General features: G+C 62.0%; 21 protein-coding genes and 1 pseudogene. 18 read left to right on the forward strand and 4 right to left on the reverse strand.

Going from position 1 to position 26,332, the window contains the following annotated elements:
• Positions 1–99: 99 nt before the first annotated feature.
• Together AU074_RS05480 and gloB are read right to left on the reverse strand one after the other, a co-directional pair.
• Entirely contained in the window at positions 100–1,512 is a 1,413-nt protein-coding gene (locus tag AU074_RS05480) for a lytic transglycosylase domain-containing protein (RefSeq protein ID WP_076013853.1), read from the reverse strand.
• A gap of 98 nt (positions 1,513–1,610) precedes the next feature.
• A complete protein-coding gene (gene gloB / locus AU074_RS05485; protein ID WP_076013854.1) occupies positions 1,611–2,378 on the reverse strand; it encodes a hydroxyacylglutathione hydrolase in 768 nt (255 codons plus the stop codon).
• Between the two features lie 65 nt (positions 2,379–2,443).
• On the opposite strand from gloB, the gene AU074_RS05490 reads away from it, so the two are divergent.
• The 3 genes from AU074_RS05490 (at position 2,444) to dnaQ (ending at position 4,567) form a co-directional block, all read left to right on the forward strand.
• Complete coding sequence (locus tag AU074_RS05490; protein ID WP_076013855.1) at positions 2,444–3,202, forward strand: methyltransferase domain-containing protein; 759 nt, start codon at positions 2,444–2,446, stop codon at positions 3,200–3,202.
• A gap of 101 nt (positions 3,203–3,303) precedes the next feature.
• A complete protein-coding gene (gene rnhA, locus AU074_RS05495; RefSeq protein ID WP_003207474.1) occupies positions 3,304–3,756 on the forward strand; it encodes a ribonuclease HI in 453 nt (150 codons plus the stop codon).
• A 70-nt stretch (positions 3,757–3,826) separates the two neighbouring features.
• The gene (dnaQ, locus tag AU074_RS05500; protein WP_167410183.1) at positions 3,827–4,567 is read left to right on the forward strand and encodes a DNA polymerase III subunit epsilon; all 741 of its coding nucleotides are present in this window, start codon (positions 3,827–3,829) and stop codon (positions 4,565–4,567) included.
• 10 nt (positions 4,568–4,577) lie between these two features.
• Here the strand turns inward: dnaQ and AU074_RS34395 are convergent.
• Together AU074_RS34395 and AU074_RS05510 are read right to left on the reverse strand one after the other, a co-directional pair.
• Positions 4,578–4,691, reverse strand: a pseudogene (locus AU074_RS34395) (outer membrane lipoprotein carrier protein LolA); the annotation flags it as partial.
• Positions 4,688–5,548 (reverse strand): LysR substrate-binding domain-containing protein, encoded by an 861-nt coding sequence (locus AU074_RS05510; protein WP_371916612.1) that lies wholly within the window; start codon positions 5,546–5,548, stop codon positions 4,688–4,690. The pseudogene AU074_RS34395 and the gene AU074_RS05510, both read right to left, overlap by 4 nt.
• 240 nt (positions 5,549–5,788) lie before the next feature.
• Here AU074_RS05510 and AU074_RS05515 point away from each other — a divergent pair, with 240 nt between their 5' ends.
• From AU074_RS05515 to AU074_RS05585, 15 genes are all read left to right on the forward strand, one after another.
• The gene (locus AU074_RS05515; protein ID WP_076013858.1) at positions 5,789–6,625 is read left to right on the forward strand and encodes a transporter substrate-binding domain-containing protein; all 837 of its coding nucleotides are present in this window, start codon (positions 5,789–5,791) and stop codon (positions 6,623–6,625) included.
• A 3-nt stretch (positions 6,626–6,628) separates the two neighbouring features.
• Positions 6,629–7,435: a transporter substrate-binding domain-containing protein gene (locus tag AU074_RS05520; protein ID WP_076013859.1), complete on the forward strand. Its 807-nt coding sequence runs from the start codon at positions 6,629–6,631 to the stop codon at positions 7,433–7,435.
• Positions 7,428–8,849: an FAD-binding oxidoreductase gene (locus tag AU074_RS05525; RefSeq protein WP_076013860.1), complete on the forward strand. Its 1,422-nt coding sequence runs from the start codon at positions 7,428–7,430 to the stop codon at positions 8,847–8,849. The genes AU074_RS05520 and AU074_RS05525 overlap by 8 nt, the downstream gene beginning before the upstream one ends.
• Positions 8,846–10,057 (forward strand): aminotransferase class I/II-fold pyridoxal phosphate-dependent enzyme, encoded by a 1,212-nt coding sequence (locus AU074_RS05530; RefSeq protein ID WP_076013861.1) that lies wholly within the window; start codon positions 8,846–8,848, stop codon positions 10,055–10,057. Before AU074_RS05525 ends, AU074_RS05530 begins: the two co-directional genes overlap by 4 nt.
• Complete coding sequence (locus AU074_RS05535) at positions 10,054–10,788, forward strand: amino acid ABC transporter permease (RefSeq protein WP_076013862.1); 735 nt, start codon at positions 10,054–10,056, stop codon at positions 10,786–10,788. Before AU074_RS05530 ends, AU074_RS05535 begins: the two co-directional genes overlap by 4 nt.
• Positions 10,778–11,470, forward strand: coding sequence for an amino acid ABC transporter permease (locus AU074_RS05540; RefSeq protein ID WP_076013863.1), 693 nt, complete (start codon positions 10,778–10,780; stop codon positions 11,468–11,470). Before AU074_RS05535 ends, AU074_RS05540 begins: the two co-directional genes overlap by 11 nt.
• Positions 11,457–12,281 carry an amino acid ABC transporter ATP-binding protein gene (locus AU074_RS05545; RefSeq protein WP_076013864.1) on the forward strand — a complete coding sequence of 275 codons (825 nt, stop codon included), beginning with the start codon at positions 11,457–11,459 and terminating at the stop codon, positions 12,279–12,281. The genes AU074_RS05540 and AU074_RS05545 overlap by 14 nt, the downstream gene beginning before the upstream one ends.
• A gap of 16 nt (positions 12,282–12,297) precedes the next feature.
• On the forward strand, positions 12,298–12,894 hold the full coding sequence (locus AU074_RS05550) for a cysteine dioxygenase (RefSeq protein ID WP_076013865.1): 597 nt from the start codon (positions 12,298–12,300) through the stop codon (positions 12,892–12,894).
• Positions 12,895–13,029: 135 nt separating this feature from the next.
• Complete coding sequence (locus AU074_RS05555; RefSeq protein ID WP_076013866.1) at positions 13,030–13,677, forward strand: glutathione S-transferase N-terminal domain-containing protein; 648 nt, start codon at positions 13,030–13,032, stop codon at positions 13,675–13,677.
• A 24-nt stretch (positions 13,678–13,701) separates the two neighbouring features.
• A complete protein-coding gene (gene metC, locus AU074_RS05560) occupies positions 13,702–16,416 on the forward strand; it encodes a cystathionine beta-lyase (RefSeq protein WP_076013867.1) in 2,715 nt (904 codons plus the stop codon).
• Positions 16,417–16,524: 108 nt separating this feature from the next.
• Complete coding sequence (gene tpx / locus AU074_RS05565) at positions 16,525–17,025, forward strand: thiol peroxidase (protein WP_003207496.1); 501 nt, start codon at positions 16,525–16,527, stop codon at positions 17,023–17,025.
• A gap of 231 nt (positions 17,026–17,256) precedes the next feature.
• Positions 17,257–18,564 (forward strand): MdtA/MuxA family multidrug efflux RND transporter periplasmic adaptor subunit, encoded by a 1,308-nt coding sequence (locus AU074_RS05570; protein WP_076013868.1) that lies wholly within the window; start codon positions 17,257–17,259, stop codon positions 18,562–18,564.
• Positions 18,561–21,662, forward strand: coding sequence for an MdtB/MuxB family multidrug efflux RND transporter permease subunit (locus tag AU074_RS05575; RefSeq protein WP_076013869.1), 3,102 nt, complete (start codon positions 18,561–18,563; stop codon positions 21,660–21,662). The genes AU074_RS05570 and AU074_RS05575 overlap by 4 nt, the downstream gene beginning before the upstream one ends.
• The gene (locus AU074_RS05580) at positions 21,659–24,766 is read left to right on the forward strand and encodes an efflux RND transporter permease subunit (protein ID WP_076013870.1); all 3,108 of its coding nucleotides are present in this window, start codon (positions 21,659–21,661) and stop codon (positions 24,764–24,766) included. The genes AU074_RS05575 and AU074_RS05580 overlap by 4 nt, the downstream gene beginning before the upstream one ends.
• A gap of 134 nt (positions 24,767–24,900) precedes the next feature.
• Positions 24,901–26,295: an efflux transporter outer membrane subunit gene (locus AU074_RS05585; RefSeq protein ID WP_167665027.1), complete on the forward strand. Its 1,395-nt coding sequence runs from the start codon at positions 24,901–24,903 to the stop codon at positions 26,293–26,295.
• The last annotated feature ends 37 nt before the right edge of the window (positions 26,296–26,332 follow it).

Below are 26,332 nucleotides of genomic sequence, written 5' to 3' on the forward strand. Positions count from 1 at the left end.
TTGCTCGCGAAGGACGCCGACGATAACGCTGGCATTCTGAATTAACGCGGTGTCCTTGCGTTATTCGCGAGCAAGCTCGCTCCTACAGGGGTTGCGGTGTTATCTGGGCCCGGAAACCACGAGCATCTGCCCCGGCTTCAGCGCCTGGCCAGTGCGCGGGTTCCAGCGCTTGAGATGTTGCATCTCAACGTTGAAGCGCTTGGCGACGATGTACAGCGAGTCGCCTTTCTTGACCTTGTATTGCACCGGCTTCTTGCCGCCGGCCTTGGCCACCAGCTTGCGGGTGTCCTGCATGACCAGGGTCTGGCCGACCTTGAGCGCCTGTCCATTGAGCTGGTTCCAGCGCTGCAGGTCATGCACATCAACCTTGTTGGCCTTGGCAATCAGGGTCAGGTTGTCGCCGCTGCGAACCTTGTAGCTACGGGTGCGACCGGCCACAGCCTTGTGTTCAACTTCGTCGAACACCTGCTTTTTCGGGCGCATGCTCAGCAATTCTTCGGGCTTCATCGCCGAAAGGCTGCTGGCCAGCAACTGCGCCTTGGAAGTCGGCACCAGCAAATGCTGCGGGCCATCCAGGGTGGTACGTTGCTTCAAGGCGGGGTTGAGCTGGAACAGTTCGTCTTCGTCGATCTCGGCCAGCGCGGCAACCCGTGACAGGTCCATGCTCTGCTTGACTTCAACCACTTCGAAATACGGCGTGTTTGCAATCGGGTTCAGGTTGACGCCGTAGGCTTCGGGAGCCAGCACCACCTGGGACAGCGCCAGGAACTTGGGCACGTAGTCCTTGGTTTCCTGAGGCAGCGGCAGGTTCCAGTAGTCCGTCGGCAAGCCGAGCTTTTCGTTGCGCTCGATGGCCCGGCTGACCGTGCCTTCACCCGCGTTGTAGGCCGCCAACGCCAGCAACCAGTCACCGTTGAACATGTCATGCAGACGCGTCAGGTAGTCCAGGGCGGCGGTGGTGGAGGCGGTGATGTCGCGGCGGCCGTCGTAGGCGCGGGTCTGACGCAGGTTGAAGTAGCGCCCGGTGGAAGGAATGAATTGCCACAGGCCCACGGCATCGCTGCGTGAATAAGCCATTGGGTTGTAGGCGCTTTCAATCACTGGCAGCAGCGCCAGCTCCAGGGGCATGTTGCGTTCTTCAAGGCGTTCGACGATGTAATGAATGTAGAGACTGCCGCGTTCGCCGGCGTTCTCAAGAAAGGAAGGGTTACTGGCAAACCACAATCGTTGCTGTTCAATGCGCGGGTTGACGCCTAACCCGTCCTGCAATTGAAAGCCCCGGCGCATGCGTTCCCAGACATCCTGGGGCACTTCCGGGCTTGGCTTCTCTGATAGCCAAATGGGTTTTTGCTTGATCTTGGCGGTAAGGTTTGGCTTGGGTTGCACGGTGGATTGTGCGGCAAAATTGGTCGATTGGCAGCCCGCCAGAGTAGCGGACACAGCCACCGCCACGGCTTGAGCCAGGCGGGTCAATGCGTCTGAATGGTTGGTTTTACGAATAGATGACGACATTGGCTGGAAGTAAGTTCCGGGCAAAAATGTCGGGCGATTCTAGAAAGCGCTTTGGTTCCGGTCAACCATTCAGAAATTACGTATCAGAATCCTTCCACTTAGAACGTATCTTTCCAAGACCTCAAGCTAGCAAATACCTCACTCCCGGCCCGGTTATCCCGGCCATTCCGTTCGTCCGCTTTTTCTTTAACGGATGTTTCAGAGGTCCGCAGAAAAGGGTTAGTGAGTTTTTCCAGGGCCAGGGTCGAAGGCAATGTAATCTCGCCGTTGGCCCGCAGTTGCCGCACGTTTTCCACCCGTTCAGCGATATCCGCGTTATGCGGTTCCACGGCCTGGGCGAATTTCAGGTTACTTTGTGTGTATTCGTGGGTGCAGTACACCAGCGTGTTGGACGGCAGGGCCGCCAAGCGCTCCAGGGAGGTGTGCATCTGTTGCGGGGTGCCTTCGAACAGCCGGCCACAACCGGCGGCGAACAGGGTATCGCCGCAGAACAGCACGCCCTGGTGATAGAAGGCGATATGGCCGAGGGTGTGACCGGGTACGGCAAACACCTCGAAGTCCCAGCCCAACACGTTGATGCGGTCGTTGTCCTGGAGGGCGATATCCCGCGCCGGGATCTTTTCATTGGCCGGGCCGTAGACCCTGGCGCCTGAAACACTTTTAAGTTGTTCGACGCCGCCGACATGATCATGGTGATGGTGAGTCACCAGGATGTCGCTGAGGGTCCAGTCGGGGTGCTGCTGGAGCCAGGCCAGCACGGGCGCGGCATCACCGGGATCGACTACCGCGCAGCGCTTGTTCGGCTGATCCTGTAACAGCCAGATGTAGTTATCGGTGAAGGCGGGCAGGGCACTGATCTGTATCATTCTTTGATTCGCCAAGCTGAACACATTGGTGCATCTTAGAGCTTCTTGGCGCGTTGGAGAATGCAATGACTGATAAAGCGTTCGCCCAGGCCGATCCCGAGTGGCTGGCACTGATCAGTGCCGCCCGTGAATGGCTGTCCGGGCCTGTCGGGCAATTTTTACTGGATGAAGAACGGCGCATGCTCGAAGACGAGCTTGGCCGGTTCTTTGGTGGCTACCTGGTGCATTACGGTCCCTCGGCGCAAACCCCGCCGTCGGCGCCGCAAGTGCAACGCAACGTGCGCCTGGGTGCGCCGTTGCCGGGTGTCGAGATTGTTTGCGAGGAGCAAGCCTGGCCGTTGAGCGAGCATGCTGCCGACGTGGTGGTGTTGCAGCATGGCCTGGATTTCTGTCTGTCGCCCCATGGCTTGCTGCGCGAAGCCGCCAGCAGCGTGCGCCCAGGTGGCCATTTGCTGATCATCGGCATCAACCCCTGGAGCAGTTGGGGCTTGCGGCATGTATTCGCCCATGATGCCTTGCGCAAGGCACGCTGCATCTCGCCCTCGCGCGTCGGTGACTGGTTGAACCTGCTGGGCTTTGCACTGGAGAAACGCCGCTTCGGGTGCTATCGTCCGCCGCTTGCGTCCGCCAAGTGGCAGGGCCGGTTGGCCGGCTGGGAGCGCAGGGCCGGAGCCTGGCAATTGTCTGGCGGTGGTTTCTACTTGTTGGTGGCGCGCAAGATCGTCGTAGGCCTGCGGCCGGTGCGCCAGGTACGCCGCGAACCGATGGGCAAGCTGGTACCGATGCCGATGGCCAAGGTCAATCGCAAGCAGAGCGAGCAGTAAAAAACCTTTTTTGATTTCAGGTCGAGTCTCTCGACCTCGGGCCTTTGTCGGTCGATTATCGGCAACCCGCTTTGATGGATCCCGCTTTAATGGACAGTGAAATGACCGATACCGTAGAACTCTTCACCGATGGCGCCTGCAAGGGCAACCCCGGCCCCGGCGGATGGGGTGCCCTGCTGGTGTGCAAAGGCGTGGAGAAGGAACTGTGGGGCGGCGAAGCCAACACCACCAACAATCGCATGGAGCTGATGGGGGCGATTCGCGGCCTTGAAGAGCTCAAGCGTCGTTGCGACGTGTTGCTGGTGACCGACTCCCAGTACGTGATGAAGGGCATCAACGAGTGGATGGTCAACTGGAAGAAGCGCGGCTGGAAGACTGCGGCCAAGGAACCGGTGAAAAACGCCGACCTGTGGCAGTTGCTCGATGAGCAATGCAATCGCCACAACATCACCTGGAAATGGGTGCGCGGGCACATCGGCCATCCCGGCAACGAGCGCGCCGACCAGTTGGCCAATCGCGGCGTGGATGAAGTGCGCGGCTACAAGCAGAGCTGATGCCGGTTGACGTGTTAAGATCCCGCCCCTTGAAATGTACCAAACCGTTGAGAGCTGAACCCTGATGGCCATCCGATCTGTTGTACTCGATACCGAAACCACCGGCATGCCGGTGACCGACGGCCACCGGATCATTGAAATCGGCTGCGTCGAACTGATGGGGCGCCGCCTCACTGGCCGGCACTTCCACGTCTACCTGCAACCGGATCGCGAAAGTGATGAAGGCGCCATCGGCGTCCACGGCATCACCAACGAATTCCTGGTGGGCAAGCCGCGGTTTGCCGAAGTGGCCGATGAGTTCTTCGAGTTCATCAACGGCGCACAGCTGATCATCCATAACGCGGCGTTCGACGTTGGCTTCATCAACAACGAATTCGCGCTGATGGGCGCGACCGACCGGGCTGATATCACCCGGCACTGCTCGATCCTCGACACCTTGATGATGGCCCGTGAGCGTCACCCGGGCCAGCGCAACAGCCTCGATGCCTTGTGCAAACGCTATGGCGTCGACAACTCCGGCCGCGAACTCCACGGCGCCTTGCTCGACTCCGAGATCCTCGCCGACGTTTACCTGACCATGACCGGCGGCCAGACCAGCCTGTCCCTGGCCGGTAACGCTTCGGACGGCAATGGTTCGGCAGAAGGCTCGGGCAATCGCCCTTCGGAAATCCGCCGCTTGCCAGCGGATCGCCAGCCCACCACGATCATTCGCGCCAGCGAGCAGGACATGGCCGAACACGCGGCCCGTCTTGAGGCAATCGCCAAGTCCGCAGGTGCACCCGCGTTGTGGACCCAATTGACTCAGCAATAAAACCGTCTGAAAAACCTGTAGGAGCGAGCTTGCTCGCGAAAAACCTGAGAGCGCCGTTGGGTGTCAGGTTTCCCGCGTCATCGTTAACGACCTTCGCGAGCAAACTCGCTCCTACGGTTATCATCCAAGCGCCAATCCCTGGCTGGCCCTGATCAAGTCATAAGCCTTGCGTGCAATCGGGTTCGCCGTGTTCGGGCGAATCCACAGGTAATACGTCACCTCCGGCATCCTCGGCAGCCCGTCGTTCTCTCCCAATACCCGCATGTCCGGCCCGAGCATTTCCATGCTCCGTGGGGTCACGCCGAGCCCTGCGCGGGTTGCCGCCTTGATCCCGATCAGGTTCGATGCCAGGTACGCCTGCCTCCACGGGATGTTCGCCCGTTCCAGCGCCTCCAGGGCATAGCGCCGATAAATGCTCGGCTCATCCACCAGAATCAACGGCAGCGGCTCGCTCGGCGAGTGAATGTACTGCGCCGAACAAATCCACCACACCGGCGAGGTGCGTAACGCAAAGCCCTCCAGGTTGGCGTCGGCGCGGGTGGAGATCACCATGTCGACCTTGCCCCGATGCAAGTCATCCATCAGGAACGGGCTGCGACCCACGTCGATTTCCAGGCGCAGGCGCGGTGCCGAGCGGGCGATGTGGCTGAGGATCGGCGGCAGGATGGTGTCGGCGATGTCGTGGGGCGAGCCGATGCGCAGCACACCGCTGAGGCTGCTTTCCCGCAGGGAATTGAGTGCATCGTCATTCAGCGACAGCATCTGCCGCGCATGCCGCAATAGCTGCATTCCCGGCTCTGTCAGTTGCTTTTGCCGGCCGCGCTTTTCAAACAGGCTGACGCCCACTTGCTGTTCGAGGCGCTGCATATGCTGGGTGACGGAAGATTGCGTGCGGGCCAGGTGAGCACCGGCTTCGGCGAAGCTGTGGTGATCGACCACGGCGATAAAGGTGCGGAGCAGTTCGAGATCGAGGGTCGACATGGCCATTCCAGGGCATTTTTTATATCAAGGGCAGGAAGATAAACATTACATATTTTTATGTGTTATCACGCCGAATTTTTACAGGGGCTAATGATTACGAGTATATGGCCAAAAACAAGGTCGTCCATATACGGGAAGTTATAACGATATTAGATATTTGAATTTCCGTTCCCTCGGCACTCTCCCTAGCATGCCCCCACATCAGGTCGGGGTACGCCGATCGCTAATGAGGGGAGTTCCATGGGTTTTGTGCGCGCGGCGGTAAAACGAAGGTTGCCTGTGGTCCTGGGCGCATTGATCGCCCTGGGCGGCAGCGCGTTGGTGCAGGCCGACGCGACCCTGGACAAGATCCAGCAGCGCCATGTGCTGGTGGTCGGCGTGCTGCTTTCCGGCGGGCCGTTTGGCGGCATCGACCCCACCACTCAGAAACCCAAGGGTTTGAACGTCGACCTGGCCAACGAGCTGGGCCGTCAGTTGGGCGCCGAGGTGCAACTGGTACCGGTATTGCCGGCAAACCGCGTGCAGTTCCTGCAGCAGGGCAAGGTCGACTTGCTGATCGCCAATATGGAATGGACCGCCGAGCGCGGCGAAATCCTCGGTTTCGTACCGACGCCGTTCTACAGGATTGGCGGCACCGCAGCGGTACTCAAGGACAGCAAGATCACCCACTGGGAAGACCTCAAAGGCCAGCCGGTGTGCACCTCCCAGGGCAGCAGCTACGTCAAACCGCTGACCGAACTGGGCGCACAGATCAAAGGCTTCAAGAGCTCCTCCGAATCCCTGCTGGCCCTGCGCGGCAACAACTGCGTCGCGGCGGTGCATGACTCCACCCTGATCAACCCGCTGATCAACGACAGCGCCGAATGGAAGGACTACCGCGCCATCAGCCCCGAGCTGAACCCGGCGCCGTCGGTGATCTGGACTCGCCGCGGCGAGAACGACACCCAGGCCAAACTCGACCCGATCATCAAGGAACTGCACCGCAGCGGCTGGCTGATCGATGCCCAGACCCGCAACCACATCACCCCGGCTTCCCCGGCGCTGGTGGAATTGCAGAAACAGTTCAAGGGCGCCTGACACATGACGTTGAAAACCCTGACTGCCTTGGGCCTGGCACTGTGCGCAAGCCTGGCCCACGCCGACGCCACCCTCGACAAGATCGAGCAACGCCACGCCATCAGCGTCGGCGTGATCCTCAGCGGCCCGCCGTTTGGCACCCTCGACCCCAAGACCGGCGAACACCTGGGCTACAACGTCGAGCTGGCCAAGGGCCTCGGCCAGGCGCTGGGCGTTGAGACCAGGACCGTCTCGGTACTGGCGCCCAACCGCGTGCAGTTCCTGCAACAAGGCAAGGTCGATGTGCTGATCGCCAACATGCAGTACACCGACGAGCGCGCCGAGATTCTCGACTACGTGCCCACGCCCTATGAAGAAGTCGGCGGCGCGGCGTTGATCCGCAAAGGTGCCGGGATCACCCAGTGGGCCGACCTCAAGGACAAGCCAGTGTGCGTGTCCCAGGGCAGCAACTTCATCAAACCGTTGCAGGAAACCTACGGCGCGCAGATCAAGGCGTTCCGCAGCCAGTCCGAATCCCTGCTGTCGTTGCGCGGCAATGGCTGCGTGGCGGCGGTGCACGTCAGCCCGACCATGCATGCGCTGCTGGAAGATGCCGAATGGTCCGGCTACGAGATCCCGTTGCCGGGGGATTTGATCCCGTCCAAATCCGTGATCTGGATCCGCAAAGGCGAGCACGACACCCAGGCCAAGCTCGACGCCATCGTGCGGGACTGGCATCGCAGCGGCTGGTTGATCGCCCTCGGCGAACGCACCGGCATGGCCCCGTCGCAGGCCCTGCGTGATCTGCACGAGCAGTACAGCCATGAGTGAACCGCTCTTCGCCACCCTGCAGCAATTGCTCGGCGCCGCCCATGTGCAGCGCAGTGAAGACGCCCCCCAGTACCTCACCGACAAACAGGGCCGTTACACCGGCCAGGTGATCGCCGTGGTACACCCGGCCAACACCGAGGAAGTCGCCGCCGTGGTGCGCGCCTGTGTGGCCCTGGAGGCGCCCATCGTGGTCCAGGGTGGCAATACCGGGCTGATGGCAGGCGCGACGCCGGACGCCAGTGGCCGTGCGGTGCTGCTGTTGCTTGACCGGATGAACCGGGTGCGCGTGATCGATACCGACAACGACACCCTGACCGTCGAAGCCGGCTGCATCCTGCAAAACATCCAGGACGTGGCCCGGGAGGCCGGTCGCCTGTTTCCGCTGAGCCTCGGTGCCGAAGGCAGTTGCACCATTGGCGGCAACCTCGGCACCAATGCCGGCGGCACGGCGGTGCTGCGCTATGGCAACACCCGCGAGCTGACCCTGGGCCTGGAAGTGGTCACTGCCGAAGGCGAAATCTGGAACGGCCTGCGGGGTTTGCGCAAGGACAACACCGGCTACGACCTGCGGGATTTGTACGTGGGCAGTGAAGGCACCCTCGGCATTATCACCGCCGCGACCCTGAAGCTGTTCCCGCTGCCCAAGGCCCAGGCCACCGCGTTGCTGGCGTTTGATGAGTTGGCTCAGGCCGTCGCTTTTCTGTCCCATGCCCGCGCCGGTTTTGGCGCAAATCTCACGGCATTCGAGTTACTTGGCGCCGATTGCCTGGCGTTGTTGCGCGAGCAGTTTCCCGAAGGCCCGCAACCGTTCCTCAAGGCCAGCCAACCCTGGTTCGCTTTGCTGGAACTCTCGAATAACCACGGCGAAACCCACGCCCGCGAAGCCTTCGAAAACGTCCTCGGTGAAGCCTTCGAGCAGTCATTGCTGGCCGACGCACTGATCGCTGAAAGCCTGGCGCAAAGCGAAGCCCTGTGGCTGCTACGGGAGAACATGAGCGAGGCGCAGAAGCGCGCCGGGCGCAATATGAAGCACGACATCTCGGTGCCGATCTCGCAAATCGTCGCCTTCGTGGCCCATACCGATGCGTTGTTGCAGGTGCATTTCCCCGGCGTTCGCAACTTTACGTTCGGGCACCTGGGGGACGGTAATCTGCATTACAACGTCGCCCATCCGCTGAGTTCCACGGTGGACGAGCACATGCGCAACTACGCCGAACTGAGCTTGCTGGTGCACGACAGCGCCCACGCTCACGGCGGTTCCATCAGTGCCGAGCACGGAATCGGCCAGCGCAAGGTCGGCATGCTGGGCCGCTATAAAAGCCCGGTGGAGCTGGACCTGATGCGCCGCATCAAGCGTGCCCTCGACCCGAAAAACCTGCTCAACCCCGGCAAAGTCCTGGAGATGCAGCCATGACGATTCGCCTGTCCAAGCGGGTGCAGCGGGTGTCGCTGTCGGCCAACGCGGCGGCCAAGTCCCGCGCCACGGAACTGCGTGATGCCGGCCGCGACATTCTAGACCTGACCACCGGCGAGCCGGACTTCGATACGCCCGACCACATCAAGCAAGCGGCCTACGCCGCCATCGCCGCAGGCGCTACCAAATACACCCCGACACCTGGCGTAAAGGCCTTGCGCGTCGCGGTGCAGCGCAAGCTGGCCGAAGAAAATCACCTGGACTATTCGCTGCCGAATATCGTGATCGCGAACGGCGCGAAACAGATCATCTTCAACGCCTTCGCTGCCACCCTCGACGACGGCGATCAAGTGCTGGTGCCGACGCCGTACTGGCCGTCCTTCCCTGACAGCGTACGGTTCAACGGTGGCGAGCCGGTGTTTATCGAGTGCGGCCTGGAGCAGGGTTGCAAGCTGCTGCCGGCCCAACTGGAACAGCACATCAATGAACGCACCCGCTGGCTGATCCTTAATGGTCCGGGCAACCCGAGCGGTGCGGTGTATAGCGAGGCTGAACTACAGGCGCTGGCCGAGGTGCTGCGTCGCCATCCCCAGGTGATGGTGCTGCTGGATGAGCTCTACGAGCACATTCGTTTCGACGGTCGCCCGGCCCAGAGTCTGCTGAACCTCGCGCCGGATCTGCAGGACCGTTGCCTGCTGGTGGGCGGCGTGTCCAAGACCTACGCCATGACCGGCTGGCGCATCGGGTTCGGCGCCGGGCCGCAGACCCTGACCAATGCCATGGCGGTGGTGCAATCGCAATCCACCTCCGGCGCTTCTTCCGTCGGTCAAGCCGCTGCGTTGGCCGCATTCACCGGCGGGCTGGGTTTCCTCTTCGAGCAGGTGGCAGCCTATCAACTGCGCCGGGACCTGCTGATGATGGCCCTCGGCACCGTCGATGGCCTGGAAGTGCTCGAGCCCCAGGGTGGCTTTTTCGTGTTTGTGCGCTGCGCCGGTTTACTTGGCCGCTATCGCCCGGACGGTCAACAGCTGAACGACGACGGCGATGTCGTCGCCTACTTGCTGGAGGAGGGCGTGGCCGGTGTAGCCGGCAGCGCCTACGGCCTGTCGCCGTGGTTTCGCCTGTCCATTGCTACGGCGACCGACAGCGTGGCTGAAGCCGGCCGCCGTATCGCTGTCGCCTGCGGCAAGCTGCGGGGCGCCGAATGAGTCATTGGCTGGAGATTTTTGTGCATTGGGCCGCCGGTATCGGCCTCAACTACAGCTTCCTGCTGGATGCCTATCAGCGCGGCACCCTGGAGCAGGGCGCGCTGACCACCGTGCTGTTGTGCCTGTTCACCATCGTCGGCAGCCTGCTGGCGGGGATCAGCCTCGCGGCGCTGCTGACTTCGGGCAATCCGTGGCTGGCCAAGCCGGCGCGGGTGTTTATCGAAGTGACCCGCAACACGCCTACGTTGGTTCAGCTGTACTGCGCGTTCCTGGTGTTGAACATGCTGCTGACCCAGGCCGTCGGCGCGGCCAACCCGCTGACGCCGTTTGCCTGGGTGGTGATCGTGATCTCGCTGCACAAGGGTGCGTTTCACGCAGAAGCCCTGCGCGCCGGCATCGAGGCGGTACCTTCCGTGACCCTGGAAGCCGCCAGCTCCCTGGCCTTCAGCAGCCGGCAACTGCTGTGGAATGTGCAGCTGCCGTTAGCCCTGCGCTTCGCGCTGCCGTCGCTGATCAACAACCTGATCGACCTGGTGAAAATGACCGCCGTGGCCTCGGCCATCGCCGTGGGCGATATCACCTACGCCTCGATCATGATCTGGACCCAGAGCGACAACGTGCTGGAGCTGATGATTCTGATCCTGAGCTTCTTCGGCTTGCTGAGTTTTACCGTCAATTGTGTGGGGCGCTGGCTGGAAGCGCGCCTGAGGATGCCCGGTTATGGCCATTGATTCATTCCCGGTGCTGTCGGCGTTGCTGCAATGGTCGCCAGCACTGGTCAGCGGTTTCGGCCAGAACATCCTGATCAGCCTGGTGGTGATTGGTCTCGGTTCGCTGCTGGGCCTGATAGTGGGCGCGCTGGCCATGTCGCCATTGCGGCTGCTGCGCTTGCCGGCACGCGTCTGGGTGCAGATTTTCCGCAATGCGCCGTGGCTGGTGCTGATCTATTTCACCACCTACGTGTTTCCGTTCGAGATCCATATTGGCAGCAGCTATGTATCGTTCCCGGACTGGGTCAAGGTGACCATCGGCCTGGCGTTGCCGGCCAGCGCCAACGTGGCGGAGATCTTTCGCGGCGCCATCGGCTCGATCCCCAGCACCCAGTGGGAAGCCGCGCGGTCGCTGGCATTCACCCGTGGCCAGATCTTCCGTTCGATCATCCTGCCCCAGTGCTTCAAGCGCATGTTGCCGCCGTGGATGAACCTCTACGCGGTGGTCACCATGGGCACCGCCCTGGCGTCGCTGGTGGGCGTGCACGACGTGATCGATACCGCGCAGATTGCCAGCAACACCGTGAACATGACCGGCTTTACCGTGGTGATCTACCTGAGTTTGCTGGTGCTGTTCTTTGCCTATTGCTACCCGATTTCCCGTTTGACCCAACGCCTGGAGCGCCGTTATGCCTTCTATTGAACCCCTGGTCAGCCTACGGGACTTGCAGCTGTCGTTCGGTGACAACCGGGTGCTCAAGGGCATCGACCTCGACGTGCATCGCGGCCAGGCGGTGTCGATCATCGGCCCGTCGGGCTCGGGCAAGTCGACCATCCTGCGTTGCATCACCGGGCTGTTGCAGCCCCAGCGCGGCACCATTCGCGTCGGCGAAACCCGGGTCGATACGCTGACTCAGGAAGCCCAGCGCATCGAGTTGCGCAAACGCGTCGGGTTTGTGTTCCAGCAATACAACCTGTTCCCGCATTTGTCGGTGCTGGAAAACCTGGTGATCGCCCCGCGTAAGGTGCTCGGTCGTAACCGCGCCGATGCCGAGAAGGACGCGCGGGCGCTGTTGGCCAAAGTGCGCATGGAGCACAAGGCGGATGCCTATCCCGGCCAATTGTCCGGCGGCCAGCAGCAGCGGGTGGCGATTGCCCGGGCGTTGGCGATGCGCCCGGAACTGATTCTGTTCGATGAAGTGACCTCGGCGCTGGACCCGGAAACTGTCGGTGAAGTGTTGACGGTGATTCGCGAGCTGACCGAAGAGGGCATGACCTGCGTGCTGGTGACCCATGAAATGCGCTTCGCCGAAGAGATCAGCGACATCGTCTACTTCACCGAAAACGGCGTGATCGTCGAGCACGGCAGCGCTGAACAGATCTTCCAGCACCCCACCAGTGACCGCACCCAGGAATTCCTGCGCCATGCATTGGGCGATCCCGGCCGTCGGCCACCGATCGCCAACGATCCGTACCTGTTGACCAACCTGAGCCGCTACACCCTGTCTGTCTAATAAGAGGAACCTCGTCATGAGTACCGCAAACCGTGCCGCCGTTATCGAAGACTTCCTGCAGCAGATCCGTGTCATCAACCAGCGTGGCGTAGACCGCGCGGCCCTGGTGGAAATTGTCGGGCTGCTGGAAACCCTGGCCGAGCGCCGGGACCTGTTCAACTTCAGCGAATTCCCCGCGCCAGTGCCGGGGCAGGGCAGCACTGCTTTCCGCTATCGCCTGAATGACGATGGCGACACGCCGACCCTGTACCTGAATTCGCTGCTGCCGGGCAAAAGCACCCTCCCTCACAACCACGAAACCTGGGCGATCATCAGTGCCGTCGAAGGCCAGGAAATCAACTACGTGTATGGCCGCAACGATGAAGGGCGGGATGCAGGCTTCACCACCCTGACCCTTGAGAAAGAAGTCATTGTGCAACCGGGCACTTCCATCTCGTTCCTCGGTGAAGACCTGCACGGGATTCGTGTTGAAGGTGAGCAGGCGACCTTGCACTTCCACCTGTACGGCTTGCCGCTGGAGTCCCTCAATGGCCGTTATGGCGTTGAAGCAGACGGCCGAATTCTCAACTACAACGCCTCGCAGATGGCGCCTTCAATCCGGGCCTATTCCTGAGCACAACACACATCAAATGTGGGAGCGGGCTTGCTCGCGAATGCGGTTTTTCAGTCAATGGATGCGTTTCTGACCCACCGCATTCGCGAGCAAGCCCGCTCCCACAATTAGATCCGCGTTCATCCAGGGTTTTTTATGATTGATCTGTATTACTGGCCCACCGGCAATGGCCTGAAAGTCGGCATCCTGCTGGAAGAGCTGGAGGCGGAGTACCGTCTGATTCCGGTCAACATCCGCGAAGGCGCGCAGAAGCAGGAAAGCTTCCAGCGCATCAGTGCGAATGGGCGGATTCCGGCGATTGTCGACCACAGCCATGAAGCACCCCTGAGCCTGTTCGAATCCGGGGCGATCCTGAACTACCTGGCGGACAAGGCCGGGCGTTTCCTGCCGCCCGCTGGCACCGCCGAGCGCCAGAAGGTCCAGGAATGGCTGTTCTGGCAGGTGGGGCATATCACCCCGTACCTGAGCCAGTTGCAGCTGTTCAAGGAGAAGGCCCCGGAGGCGATTCCCTTCGCCCTCGACCTGCTGAACGCCGAAGCCACGCGCCTGTATCGGGTGCTGGAGCAGCGCTTGGCCGAGGTGCCGTATGTAGCGGGTGAATACTCGGTGGCCGACATGGCGATCTTCCCGTGGATCCAGCCCCTGCGCCAAGGCCAGGACCTGGCCGACTACCCGAACATCCAGGCCTGGCGTTTGCGCATCAAGGCGCGCCCGGCGGTCCAGCGGGCCTATGCCAAGGGACGTGAAGTCGCCGCCGGCGAGCGTTCGTTGGCCTTGCAGTAACTCATCTTTTTTTGCGGGACTTCCATGAGCCAGACCATCACACCCGGGCAATTGCAACAATGGCTGTTCGACGGCCAGGAAATCGCCCTGTTCGACGTACGCGAGCACGGCCAATACGGCGAGGCCCATCTGTTTCACGGGGTAAACCTGCCCTATAGCCGCCTGGAACTGGAGGTGCAGCGCCTGGCGCCCAACCCTCAGGTGCGCCTGGTGATTTACGATCAGGACGGCGGCGATGTGGCTGCGCGCACGGCGCTGCGCTTGCAGGCGTTGGGCTACCGGCATGTGCATGTACTGGAAGGGGGTGCTGACGGTTGGGTGGCTGCCGGCCTGCAGCTGTTTGCCGGGGTGCATGTACCGTCAAAGGCTTTTGGCGAGTTGGTGGAAGAAGCCAGCCACACGCCCCACGTCACCGCGCAGCAACTGGCGGACTGGCAGGCCAAGGGCGAGCCGCTGGTGGTGCTGGACGGCAGGCCGTTTGATGAGTACCGCAAGATGACCATTCCTGGCTCCATCTGCTGCCCTAACGGTGAGCTGGGTTACCGCGTGCACGACCTGGTGCCGGATGAGACGACGCCGATCGTGGTCAATTGCGCCGGCCGTACCCGCAGCATTATCGGCGCCCAGACGTTGATCAACCTCGGCGTGAAGAACCCGGTTTATGCATTGGAAAACGGTACCCAGGGTTGGTACCTGGCGGATTTCAAACTGGAGCATGGCAGCACCCGCCGTTATGCCGATCAAGTCTCTACTGATCTGGTGCAGCAGCGCCAAGCCGCCCGGCAATTGGCGGAGCGGGCAGGGGTGGTCAGTGTCAAGGCGGAGCAGGTTCGCCAATGGGCAGCGGACCCGGCCCGCAGCCTGTTCCTGTGTGATGTGCGCACCGCTGAAGAGTTTGCCGCCGGCAGTTTGCCAGGGGCGCAACATGCGCCGGGCGGGCAGTTGATCCAGTCCACCGACCTGTACATCGGCGTGCGTCAGGCGCGGGTGGTGCTGCTGGACAGCGACGGCGTGCGTGCGCCGATTGTCGCCAGTTGGCTGCGGCAGCTGGGGCATGAGGCGTATGTGCTGGAGGGTGGAATCCACAGTGGATTGGCGCTGGAGGTAAAGGGGGCTGCCCCCTTTGAAGCGCTGCCGGTGATATCGGTGCAGGCGCTGGCTGACGCATTGAAGGATGGCACCGTTGACCTGGTGGACCTGCGCCCGAGCATGACCCATCGCAAGGGCCGGATTGCCGGTTCGCGCTGGTCGACTCGTTCGCGGTTGACCGCCGATGCGCGTCTGTTGGTGCTGGTGGCGGACGATCCGGCGCTGGCTGCTTTTGCTGCGCTGGAGTTGGGCGACGATGTGCGCTTGCTCGACGGCGGCTATGCCGCATGGGTGGCGGCAGGTTTGCCGGTGATCGAGGACGCGCAGACACCACCCGACGATCAATGCATCGACTTTTTGTTCTTTACCCACGACCGCCACAGCGGCAACAAGGACGCCGCCCGCCAGTACCTGGCCTGGGAAATCGGTCTGCTGGCACAAATGAGCGAAGCGGAAATCGCCAGTCTCAAACCCTTGTTGCCCGCGTCACGCGTGCGCACCCGGTTGATTCATGCCGCGCGTACTGAAGGGGGCAACGGTGGTCGGTCGGTCAACATACCGATCACCCGCCTGAGCACTGTGCTGTTCGACAACCTGGCCCAGATGCGTGACGCCCGCTCCCGACGCGACAGCGAGCGGGTCCTGAGCTACGGCGCACGTGGCAATCCCACTGCGTTTGCGCTGGAAGATCTGGTCACCGAACTGGAAGGCGGCTACCGCACCCGCTTATATGGCACGGGGCTCGCCGCAGCGGCGCAGACGTTGCTGGCCTACCTGCGGCCCGGCGACCATGTGTTGATCACCGACGCCGTGTATTCGCCGGTGCGCAAGCTGGCCAGCGAGTTCCTCCAGCCATTCGGCATCGAAGTCAGCTACTTCAGCCCGGACGGCAGCGGCCTGGAAGCGCAACTGCAAGCCAACACCAAAATGGTCTACGCAGAAGTCCCCGGTTCGCTGTTGTATGAACTGTGCGACCTGCCCGCGATAGTCGCACTGTGCAAGCCGCGCGGAATCTTGCTGGCGGTGGACAACACCTGGGGCGCAGCCTACCTGTACCGTCCGCTGGCGTTGGGCGCCGATATCTCCATCATGGCCCTGACCAAATACCTCGGCGGTCACAGCGACGTGATGATGGGCAGCGTCTGTACTACCGAAGCCGCATGGCCAGCCCTGGCGAAAATCAGCGATACCTTTGGCAATGCGGTGAGCGCCGACGATGCCTACCTGATCCTGCGTGGCGCACGCACCCTGGCTTCCCGGCTGGACGTGCACGAGCGCCAGGCGCTGGCGATTGCCCAATGGTTGCAGGTGCAGCCGCAGGTCAAGCGGGTGTTTCATCCGGCCTTGCCCGAGCATCCAGGGCATGCGCTGTGGAAGCGTGATTTCAGCGGCAGCAATGGCCTGCTTTCGTTCGAACTCAATAATGCCGATGCAGGCTATGTGGAGCGTTTTATCGACGGCCTGCAGCTGTTTGGCTTGGGCGCATCCTGGGGCGGCTATGAAAGCCTGGTGACCCTGGCCGACACGCAAGATCGCCAGAGCGCTGCCGACCGTGGCTTGAACCCGGTGGTGCGCCTGCACGTGGGGCTGGAGGATGTGGAGGCGTTGATCGAGGATCTGCAGCGCGGGTTCGTGGCAGCGGGGCGTTGAGCCTCGCACCATGACAATTTGCGTCCGACCATAGGTGCCCATCGAACTTTGTGTTTAACTTCGGCACCTGAAATTCGTTTCACTACCACCACTAGAAGGATTCCGTTCATGGCTCAAGTTACCCTCCGAGGCAACCCTGTCCAGGTCGAAGGCGATTTGCCGAAAGTCGGCGCCAAGGCGCCAGACTTCACCCTGACTGCTGGCGATCTGTCCGACGCGACCCTGGCGACCTTTGCCGGCAAGCGCAAAGTGCTGAACATCTTCCCAAGCGTTGATACCCCGACCTGCGCCACTTCGGTTCGCAAGTTCAACGCCCAGGTCAACGACGTGAACAACACCGTGGTGTTGTGCATCTCCACTGACCTGCCATTCGCCCAGGCGCGTTTCTGCGGTGCCGAAGGCCTGGAAAACGTGAAGAACCTGTCGGACTTCCGCGAGGCCGCATTCGCTGTCGACTACGGTGTTGCGATTGCTGATGGCCCACTCAAAGGCCTGACCGCCCGCGCGGTCGTAGTGCTGGACGAGAACGACAACGTGCTGCACAGCGAACTGGTCAGCGAAATCGGCCAAGAGCCAAACTACGAAGCAGCCCTGGCTGTTTTGAAGTAACTGTAACTACGCGTGACTGTCGTTTTGCAGTAACACGTATGATGCAGTATTGCGGCCTGGCCTAGTCCAGGCCGTTTTTATTTGTGCTTCAGACGCTTAGCCGGATAGCCAATGGACTAAGCAAAGAAGTTAAAAGTTGTAAGTCCAAGGTAAATAGCCGGTAAAGGCGCTTTTCTTAACGCGCCCCAGTGCTTATCTTTCAGCCTCCCGAAGAAGAAGCTCTCGCACCCAATGGTTGATCACTCCATGCAATCCACCCCTCGTCACTCCCGCCGCTGGCTGTTCGGCCTGCTCGTGCTGCTGGTCATTGCCGGCTTGTGCTGGAAGTTCTGGCCCGGCAGCCACAAAGACAGCGCCGAGAAGAAGCCTGCCGGGCATGCCGGCAAGTCGGGCATGATGCGCCCGGGCTTTGGGGGTTCTACTGGCCCGGTGCCGGTGCGTGTGGCGCCTGCGGTGCAGGGGGAGTTCCCGGTGTACTACAAGGCACTGGGCACGGTCACGGCATTGAACACCATCAATGTGCGCAGCCGGGTAGGGGGAGAGCTGGTCAAGATCGCCTTTGAAGAAGGGCAGATGGTCAAGGCCGGTGACTTGCTGGCGGAAATCGACCCGCGCAGTTACCAGAATGCCTTGCTTCAGGCCCAGGGCACGTTGCTGCAGAACCAGGCCCAGTTGAAAAATGCCCAGGTCGACGTGCAGCGTTATCGCGACCTGTATGCGCAAGACAGTATCGCCAAGCAAACCCTGGACACCGCCGAAGCGCTGGTGTTGCAGTATCAGGGTACGGTCAAGACCAACCAGGGCGCGGTGGACGACGCCAAGCTCAACCTCGAATTCACCAAGATCCGCGCCCCGATTACCGGGCGTGTCGGCCTGCGTCAGGTAGACGTGGGTAACCTTGTCGCCGCCAACGACACCACCTTCCTGGCAGTGATTACCCAGACCCAACCCATCAGCGTGGCCTTCACGCTGCCGGAAAACACCCTGGAGACCGTGCTGGCGCGCTATCACGCCGGCAACAAGCTGCCGGTAGAAGCCTGGGACCGTGGCGATGTGGCGCTGAAAGCCAGCGGCGTGTTGCAGAGCCTGGACAACCAGATCGACGTCACCACCGGTACCCTCAAATTCAAGGCGCGGTTCGATAACAAGGACCAGGCGCTGTTCCCCAACCAGTTCGTGAATGTGCACCTGCTGGCCGACACCCTGCATAACGTGGTGCTGGCGCCGTCGGCAGCGATTCAGTTCGGCAACACCGGCACCTTTGTCTACGTGCTCGATGGCGACAAGAAGGTCAAGGTACGTCCACTGGTGATCGGTGATTCCGACGGCGACAACACCGTGATCAAGCAAGGCCTGGCCGCCGGCGATCGCGTCGTACTGGAGGGCACCGACCGCCTGAAGGACGGCAGCGACATCGAAGTGGTCAACGACAGCAGCGACGTGCCGACCACGCCGACCGAACACCTCCAGGGCCAGCCGGCAGCCAAGACGCAACAAGGCCCGGCTGATGCCGGCAAGGCGCAAAAGGGCGGCGCATGAACCTCTCGCGGCTATTCATCCTTCGCCCGGTAGCCACTACCCTGAGCATGCTGGCCATTGTTCTGGCCGGTGCGATCGCTTATCGCCTGTTGCCGGTCTCGGCCTTGCCCCAGGTGGATTACCCGACCATCCGGGTGATGACGCTGTACCCCGGCGCCAGCCCGGACGTGATGACCAGCGCGGTGACGGCGCCCCTGGAGCGTCAGTTCGGGCAGATGCCCGGCCTGACCCAAATGGCGTCCACCAGCTCCGGCGGCGCCTCGGTGCTGACCTTGCGCTTCAACCTCGACATCAACATGGATGTCGCCGAGCAACAGGTGCAAGCCGCGATCAACGCCGCCACCAACCTGCTGCCCAAGGACTTGCCGGCACCGCCGGTGTACAACAAGGTCAACCCGGCGGACACCCCGGTGCTGACCCTGGCCATCACCTCCAAGACCATGTTGCTGCCCAAGCTCAATGACCTGGTCGACACGCGCATGGCGCAGAAAATTGCGCAGATCAGCGGCGTCGGCATGGTCAGCATCGCCGGTGGCCAGCGCCAGGCAGTGCGGATCAAGGTCAACCCGGAAGCCCTGGCGGCCAACGGCCTGAACCTGTCGGACGTGCGCACACTGATCGCGGCCTCCAACGTCAACCAGCCAAAGGGTAACTTCGACGGCCCTACGCGGGTGTCGATGCTCGACGCCAACGACCAGTTGGTCTCGCCCAAGGAATACGCCGAGCTGATCCTTGCCTACAACAACGGCGCGCCGTTGCGGCTCAAGGACGTGGCGCAGATTGTCGACGGCGCCGAGAACGAGCGCCTCGCGGCCTGGGCCAATGAAAACCAGGCGGTCTTGCTGAATATCCAGCGCCAGCCCGGGGCCAACGTCATCGAAGTGGTGGACCGGATCAAGGCATTGTTGCCGAGCATCACCGACAACCTGCCGGCCGGCCTCGACGTGACGGTGCTCACTGACCGGACCCAAACCATCCGTGCCTCGGTCCGTGACGTACAACACGAATTGCTGATCGCCATTGCCCTGGTGGTGATGGTGACGTTCCTGTTCCTGCGCCGCTTCAGCGCCACCATCATTCCGTCCATCGCCGTGCCACTGTCACTGGTGGGCACCTTTGGCGTGATGTACCTCGCCGGCTTCTCCATCAATAACCTGACGCTGATGGCCCTGACCATCGCCACCGGTTTTGTGGTGGACGACGCCATCGTGATGCTGGAGAACATTTCCCGCTATATCGAGGAAGGCGAGACGCCCATGGCGGCCGCGCTCAAGGGCGCCAAGCAGATCGGTTTCACCCTGATTTCCCTGACCCTGTCGCTGATCGCCGTATTGATCCCGTTGCTGTTCATGGCCGACGTGGTAGGGCGCTTGTTCCGTGAGTTCGCCATCACCTTGGCGGTGGCGATCCTGATTTCCCTGGTGGTGTCCCTGACCCTGACGCCGATGATGTGCGCGCGTTTGCTCAAGCGCGAACCCAAGGAAGAAGAGCAAGGCCGTTTCTACAAGGCAAGCGGCGCCTGGATCGACTGGCTGATCGAAGCCTACGGGCGCAAATTGCAGTGGGTGCTCAAACACCAGCCGCTGACCCTGCTGGTGGCCATCGCCACGTTGGGCCTGACTGTGGTGCTGTACCTGGTGGTGCCCAAGGGCTTCTTCCCGGTGCAGGACACCGGGGTGATCCAGGGCATTTCCGAAGCGCCGCAGTCGATCTCCTTTGCGGCCATGAGCCAGCGCCAGCAGGAACTGGCGAAGATCATCCTCGAAGACCCGTCGGTGGAGAGCCTGTCGTCCTACATCGGGGTGGACGGCGATAACGCCACCCTCAACAGCGGCCGCCTGCTGATCAACCTCAAGCCCCACGGCGAACGGGACCTCAGCGCGGCGCAGATCATCACGCGCCTGCAACCGCAACTGGACAAGCTGGTGGGTATCCGCCTGTTCATGCAGCCGGTGCAGGACCTGACCATTGAAGACCGCGTCAGCCGCACCCAGTACCAGTTCAGCATGTCCTCACCGGACGCCGAGTTGCTGGCGCTGTGGAGCGAAAAGCTGGTGCACGCCCTCAGCCAGTTGCCGGAACTGTCCGACGTCGCCAGCGACCTGCAGGACAAAGGCTTGCAGGTGTACCTGGTGATCGACCGCGACGCCGCGTCGCGCCTTGGTGTGTCGGTGTCGACCATCACGGATGCGCTGTACGACGCCTTTGGCCAACGACAGATTTCCACCATCTACACCCAGGCCAGCCAGTACCGTGTGGTGTTGCAGGCGCAATCCGGTGAAACCCTCGGCCCGGACGCCCTGAACCAGATCCACGTGAAAACCACCGACGGCGGCCAGGTGCGGCTGTCGAGCCTGGCCCATGTGGAACAGCGCCAGGCCCAGTTGGCAATTGCGCATATCGGTCAGTTCCCGGCGGTGATGATGTCGTTCAACCTGGCCCCCGGCGTTGCGCTGGGCAAGGGCGTGGAGCTGATCAACCAGACGCAGAAAGACATTGGCATGCCCGTCGGCGTGCAGACTCAATTCCAGGGTGCGGCCCAGGCGTTCGAGGCTTCGCTGTCGAGTACCTTGCTGCTGATCCTGGCGGCGGTGGTCACCATGTACATCGTGCTGGGTGTGCTCTACGAGAGCTACATCCACCCGATCACCATTCTCTCGACCTTGCCCTCGGCAGCAGTGGGTGCCTTGCTGGCCTTGCTGCTCAGTGGCAATGACCTGGGGATGATCGCGATCATCGGTATCATCCTGTTGATCGGTATCGTGAAGAAGAACGCGATCATGATGATCGACTTTGCCCTCGACGCTGAGCGCAACCAGGGCCTGGACCCGCAAACCGCGATCTACCAGGCGGCATTGTTGCGTTTCCGGCCGATCCTGATGACCACCCTGGCGGCGCTGTTCGGTGCCGTGCCGTTGATGCTCGCAACCGGTTCCGGTGCGGAGCTGCGCCAGCCCCTGGGCCTGGTGATGGTCGGTGGGCTGCTGGTGAGCCAGGTGTTGACGCTGTTTACCACCCCGGTGATCTACCTGTATTTCGACCGCCTCGGCCGTCGCTGGCGCAAAGAACCCGTGCGGCTGGAGCCGGTTGAGCCATGAACCTGTCCGGACCTTTCATTCGCCGGCCGGTAGCGACCATGCTGCTGAGCCTGGCGATCATGCTGCTGGGCGGCGTCAGCTTCAACCTGCTGCCGGTGTCGCCATTGCCGCAGATCGACTTTCCGGTGATCGTGGTGTCGGCCAGCTTGCCGGGGGCCAGCCCCGAGGTGATGGCGTCGACGGTGGCCACGCCGCTGGAGCGCTCCTTCGGCGCGATTGCCGGCATTACCACCATGAGCAGCTCGTCGAGCCAGGGTTCGACCCGGGTGATTCTGGCGTTCGACTCCGATCGTGACATCAACGGCGCAGCGCGGGAAGTGCAGGCGGCCATCAACGCCTCGCGTAACCTGCTGCCCAGCGGCATGCGCAGCATGCCCACCTACAAGAAGATCAACCCGTCCCAGGCGCCCATCATGGTGCTGTCGCTGACGTCGGACGTGTTGCCCAAGGGCCAGTTGTACGACCTGGCCTCGACCATCCTGTCCCAGAGCCTGTCCCAGGTGCCGGGGGTGGGTGAAGTACAGATCGGCGGCAGCTCCTTGCCTGCCGTGCGGATCGAACTTGAACCCAAGGCCCTCGACCAGTACGGCGTGGCCCTGGACGATGTGCGCAATACCATCGCCAATGCCAACGTGCGCCGGCCCAAGGGTTCGCTGGAAGACAACCAGCGCAACTGGCAGATCCAGGCCAACGACCAGCTGGAAAAGGCCAAGGACTACGAACCACTGCTGATTCGCTACCAGAACGGCGCGGCCTTGCGCCTGGGGGATGTGGCGAAGATCAGCGACGGCGTCGAGGACCGCTACAACAGCGGCTTCTTCAACAACGACTCGGCGGTGTTGCTGGTGATCAACCGCCAGTCCGGTGCCAACATCATCGAGACCGTGAAGCAGATCAAGGCGCAATTGCCGGCCTTGCAGGCGGTGTTGCCGTCCAGCGTCAAGCTGAACCTGGCCATGGACCGTTCGCCGGTGATCACCGCCACCTTGCACGAAGCCGAGATGACGTTGCTGATTGCCGTGGCCCTGGTGATCCTGGTGGTGTACCTGTTCCTCGGTAACTTCCGTGCCTCGCTGATTCCCACCCTGGCGGTGCCGGTGTCGCTGGTGGGCACGTTTGCGGTGATGTACCTGTTCGGCTTTTCCCTGAACAACCTGTCGCTGATGGCGCTGATCCTCGCCACCGGCCTGGTGGTGGACGATGCCATCGTGGTGCTGGAGAACATCTCCCGGCATATCGACGAAGGCGTGCCGCCGATGAAGGCGGCGTACCTCGGTGCGCAGGAAGTCGGGTTCACCTTGCTGTCGATGAACGTCTCGCTGGTGGCGGTGTTCCTCTCGATCCTGTTTATGGGCGGGATCGTCACCAGCCTGTTCCGCGAGTTTTCCATCACCCTGGCGGCGGCGATCATCGTCTCGCTGGTGGTGTCGCTGACCCTGACCCCGATGCTCTGCGCCCGCTGGCTCAAGCCGCATGTCAAAGGCCAGGAGACAGGCTTGCAGCGCTGGAGCCAGAAGATCAACGACCGCATGGTTGTCGGCTACGCCAGCAGCCTGGATTGGGTATTGCGCCACAAACGCCTGACGCTGCTCAGCCTGTTCGTGACCATTGGTGTCAACGTCGCGCTGTATGTGGTGGTGCCGAAAACCTTCATGCCCCAGCAGGACACCGGGCAACTGATCGGCTTTGTGCGCGGCGATGACGGGCTGTCATTCACCGTGATGCAGCCGAAGATGGAAATCTTCCGCAAGGCGGTCCTGCAGGATCCCGCCGTATTGAGCGTGGCGGGCTTTATTGGCGGCAACAGCGGCACCAACAACGCGGTGATGCTGGTGCGGCTCAAGCCTATCAGCGAACGCAAGATTTCCGCCCAGGCGGTGATCGAGCGCATGCGCAAGAATGTGCCACTGGTGCCCGGCGGGCGCCTGATGCTGATGGCTGACCAGGACCTGCAATTTGGTGGTGGTCGCGACCAGACCACCTCGCAGTATTCCTACATCCTGCAAAGCGGCGACCTCGCGGCCCTGCGCCTGTGGTACCCGAAAGTGGTCGCCGCGCTGCGTGAGCTGCCGGAACTGACCGCCATCGATGCCCGTGAAGGGCGCGGCGCGGCCCAAGTGACGTTGATTGTCGACCGCGACCAGGCCAAGCGCCTGGGCATTGATATGGACATGGTCACCGCCGTGCTCAACAACGCCTACAGCCAGCGGCAGATTTCCACCATCTACGACAGCCTCAACCAGTACCAGGTGGTGATGGAGGTCAATCCGAAGTACGCCCAGGACCCGATCACCCTGAATCAGGTGCAGGTGATCACCTCCACCGGTGCGCGCGTCCCGCTGTCGGCGATCGCTCACTATGAAAACAGCCTGGCGGATGACCGGGTCAGCCATGAAGGCCAGTTTGCCTCGGAAAATATTGCGTTCGATATGTCACCCGGAGTCACGGTGGAGCAGGGCACTGCCGCCATCGAGCGGGCGATTGCCAAGGTCGGCCTGCCCGAAGACGTGATCGCGAAGATGGCCGGCACTGCCGATGCTTTTGCCGCCACCCAGAAAGGCCAGCCGTTCATGATCCTCGGTGCGCTGGTGGCGGTGTACCTGGTACTGGGGATTCTGTACGAGAGCTACATTCACCCGCTGACGATTCTGTCGACCTTGCCGTCGGCCGGGGTGGGTGCCTTGCTCTCGATTTACCTGCTGGGGGGCGAGTTCAGCCTGATCTCGCTGCTGGGGCTGTTCCTGCTGATCGGGGTGGTGAAGAAAAACGCGATCCTGATGATCGACCTTGCGCTGCAACTGGAGCGCAAGGAGGGCATGACCCCGCTGGAATCGATCCGCGCCGCCTGCCTTGTGCGGCTGCGCCCGATCCTGATGACCACCCTGGCGGCGATTCTGGGTGCCGTGCCGTTGCTGCTCAGTAGTGCCGAAGGCGCGGAAATGCGCCAGCCCCTGGGCCTGACGATTATCGGCGGGCTGGTGTTCAGCCAGATCCTGACCCTATATACCACGCCTGTGGTTTACCTTTATCTCGACCGCCTGCGCCACCGTTTCAACGGCTGGCGCGGAGTGCGTACCGATGCTGCCCTGGACACTGCGCTATGACCGATTCAACGCGTTCCCCTGTAGGAGCGAGCTTGCTCGCGAAGGGCGTCAACGATAACGCTGGCATCCTGAATGAACCTGGTGTTCTCAGGCTTTTCGCGAGCAAGCTTGCTCCTACAGTGGGCCTCGTGCTGATGCTCAGCGCCTGCGCCGTGGGCCCGGATTACAAACGCCCCGAATTGACCGAACCGGCCCAGTACAAGGAAGCCCAGGGCTGGCGCCAGGCCGCGCCCAGCGACTCGTTGGCCCGGGGCGCATGGTGGGAGTTGTACGGCGACAAACAACTCAATGAACTGGTAGAAAAACTCAACAACTCCAACCAGACCGTGGCCCAGGCCGAGGCGCGTTATCGCCAGGCGGCATCGCAGGTGCGCAGTGCCCGTGGGGCGTTCTTCCCCACGGTTGACCTGAGTGCCTCGAAAAGCCGGGCCAGCCAGGGTACCGGCAGCAGTAACGCCAGCCTCAGCAGCTCCAGCAGCGGTATCCGCGACACCCTGAACACCCAGTTGGGCGTGAGCTGGGAAGCCGATATCTGGGGCAAGCTGCGCCGGGGCCTGGAAGCCAATGAAGCCAGCGCCGAAGCCAGCGCAGCGGACCTTGCGGCAATGCGCCTGAGCCAGCAATCGGAGCTGGTGCAGGATTACCTGCAACTGCGGGTCATGGACGAACAGACCCGTTTGCTGCAAGCCACGGTGGACACCTACCAACGCTCCCTGCAAATGACCCAGAACCAGTACCGCGCCGGTGTCTCGGGCAAGGACGCCATCGCCCAGGCCCAGACCCAGCTGAAAAGCACCCAGGCCAGCATGATCGACCTGATCTGGCAGCGCGCGCAGCTGGAAAACGCAATTGCCGTGTTGACCGGTGTGCCGCCGGCCAACTTCAACCTGGCGGTGAGCAAGGACATTCCGGCGCTGCCGCAGATTCCGGTGAGCCTGCCGTCGCAACTGCTGGAACGCCGCCCGGATATTTCCCAGGCTGAGCGCTCGGTGATCGCGGCCAACGCGAATATCGGCGTGGCCAAGACTGCGTACTACCCGGACCTGACCCTGAGCCTGGCCGGCGGCTATTCCAGCAGCACCTACGCCGACTGGATCAGCCTGCCGAACCGCTTCTGGTCGGTGGGACCGAAACTGGCCATGACCCTGTTTGACGGCGGCCAGCGTTCGGCGGAAGTCGACCGCGCCGAAGCGTCCTACGACGAAACCGTGGCCAAGTATCGCCAGACCGTACTCGATGGTTTCCGCGAGGTGGAAAACTACATGGTCCAGCTCAAGGTCCTGGAAGACGAGGCGGTCGTCAGTAACGAGGCCCTCGAAGCTGCCCGGGAATCCCTGCGCCTGACCCAGAACCAGTACAAGGCCGGTTTGATCGCTTATCTCGACGTGGTCACTGTGCAAGCGACGGCTCTGAGCAACGAACGTACGGTGCTGACCTTGCTGCAAACCCGGCTGGTTGCCAGCGTGCAACTGATCGCCGCGCTGGGCGGTGGTTGGGATGGGCAGATGCAGCTGAGCGACAAGAAATAAACAACGATCCTGCAGATGTACTGGCTTGTGCGGGAGC

It is taken from the genome of Pseudomonas sp. ATCC PTA-122608, from assembly GCF_001952855.1.
Classification (GTDB): Bacteria; Pseudomonadota; Gammaproteobacteria; order Pseudomonadales; family Pseudomonadaceae; genus Aquipseudomonas.

Coding starts and splice junctions, on each gene's coding strand:
- AU074_RS05480 (WP_076013853.1), bottom strand. CDS start 1,512: ATGTCGTCATCTATTCGTAAAACCAACCATTCAGACGCATTGACCCGC.
- AU074_RS05525 (WP_076013860.1), top strand. CDS start 7,428: ATGAGTGAACCGCTCTTCGCCACCCTGCAGCAATTGCTCGGCGCCGCC.
- AU074_RS05535 (WP_076013862.1), top strand. CDS start 10,054: ATGAGTCATTGGCTGGAGATTTTTGTGCATTGGGCCGCCGGTATCGGC.
- AU074_RS05520 (WP_076013859.1), top strand. CDS start 6,629: ATGACGTTGAAAACCCTGACTGCCTTGGGCCTGGCACTGTGCGCAAGC.
- AU074_RS05540 (WP_076013863.1), top strand. CDS start 10,778: ATGGCCATTGATTCATTCCCGGTGCTGTCGGCGTTGCTGCAATGGTCG.
- AU074_RS05550 (WP_076013865.1), top strand. CDS start 12,298: ATGAGTACCGCAAACCGTGCCGCCGTTATCGAAGACTTCCTGCAGCAG.
- AU074_RS05580 (WP_076013870.1), top strand. CDS start 21,659: ATGAACCTGTCCGGACCTTTCATTCGCCGGCCGGTAGCGACCATGCTG.
- AU074_RS05530 (WP_076013861.1), top strand. CDS start 8,846: ATGACGATTCGCCTGTCCAAGCGGGTGCAGCGGGTGTCGCTGTCGGCC.
- rnhA (WP_003207474.1), top strand. CDS start 3,304: ATGACCGATACCGTAGAACTCTTCACCGATGGCGCCTGCAAGGGCAAC.
- metC (WP_076013867.1), top strand. CDS start 13,702: ATGAGCCAGACCATCACACCCGGGCAATTGCAACAATGGCTGTTCGAC.
- AU074_RS05515 (WP_076013858.1), top strand. CDS start 5,789: ATGGGTTTTGTGCGCGCGGCGGTAAAACGAAGGTTGCCTGTGGTCCTG.
- gloB (WP_076013854.1), bottom strand. CDS start 2,378: ATGATACAGATCAGTGCCCTGCCCGCCTTCACCGATAACTACATCTGG.
- AU074_RS05545 (WP_076013864.1), top strand. CDS start 11,457: ATGCCTTCTATTGAACCCCTGGTCAGCCTACGGGACTTGCAGCTGTCG.
- AU074_RS05555 (WP_076013866.1), top strand. CDS start 13,030: ATGATTGATCTGTATTACTGGCCCACCGGCAATGGCCTGAAAGTCGGC.
- AU074_RS05510 (WP_371916612.1), bottom strand. CDS start 5,548: ATGTCGACCCTCGATCTCGAACTGCTCCGCACCTTTATCGCCGTGGTC.
- AU074_RS05575 (WP_076013869.1), top strand. CDS start 18,561: ATGAACCTCTCGCGGCTATTCATCCTTCGCCCGGTAGCCACTACCCTG.
- AU074_RS05585 (WP_167665027.1), top strand. CDS start 24,901: ATGCTCAGCGCCTGCGCCGTGGGCCCGGATTACAAACGCCCCGAATTG.
- AU074_RS05490 (WP_076013855.1), top strand. CDS start 2,444: ATGACTGATAAAGCGTTCGCCCAGGCCGATCCCGAGTGGCTGGCACTG.
- tpx (WP_003207496.1), top strand. CDS start 16,525: ATGGCTCAAGTTACCCTCCGAGGCAACCCTGTCCAGGTCGAAGGCGAT.
- AU074_RS05570 (WP_076013868.1), top strand. CDS start 17,257: ATGGTTGATCACTCCATGCAATCCACCCCTCGTCACTCCCGCCGCTGG.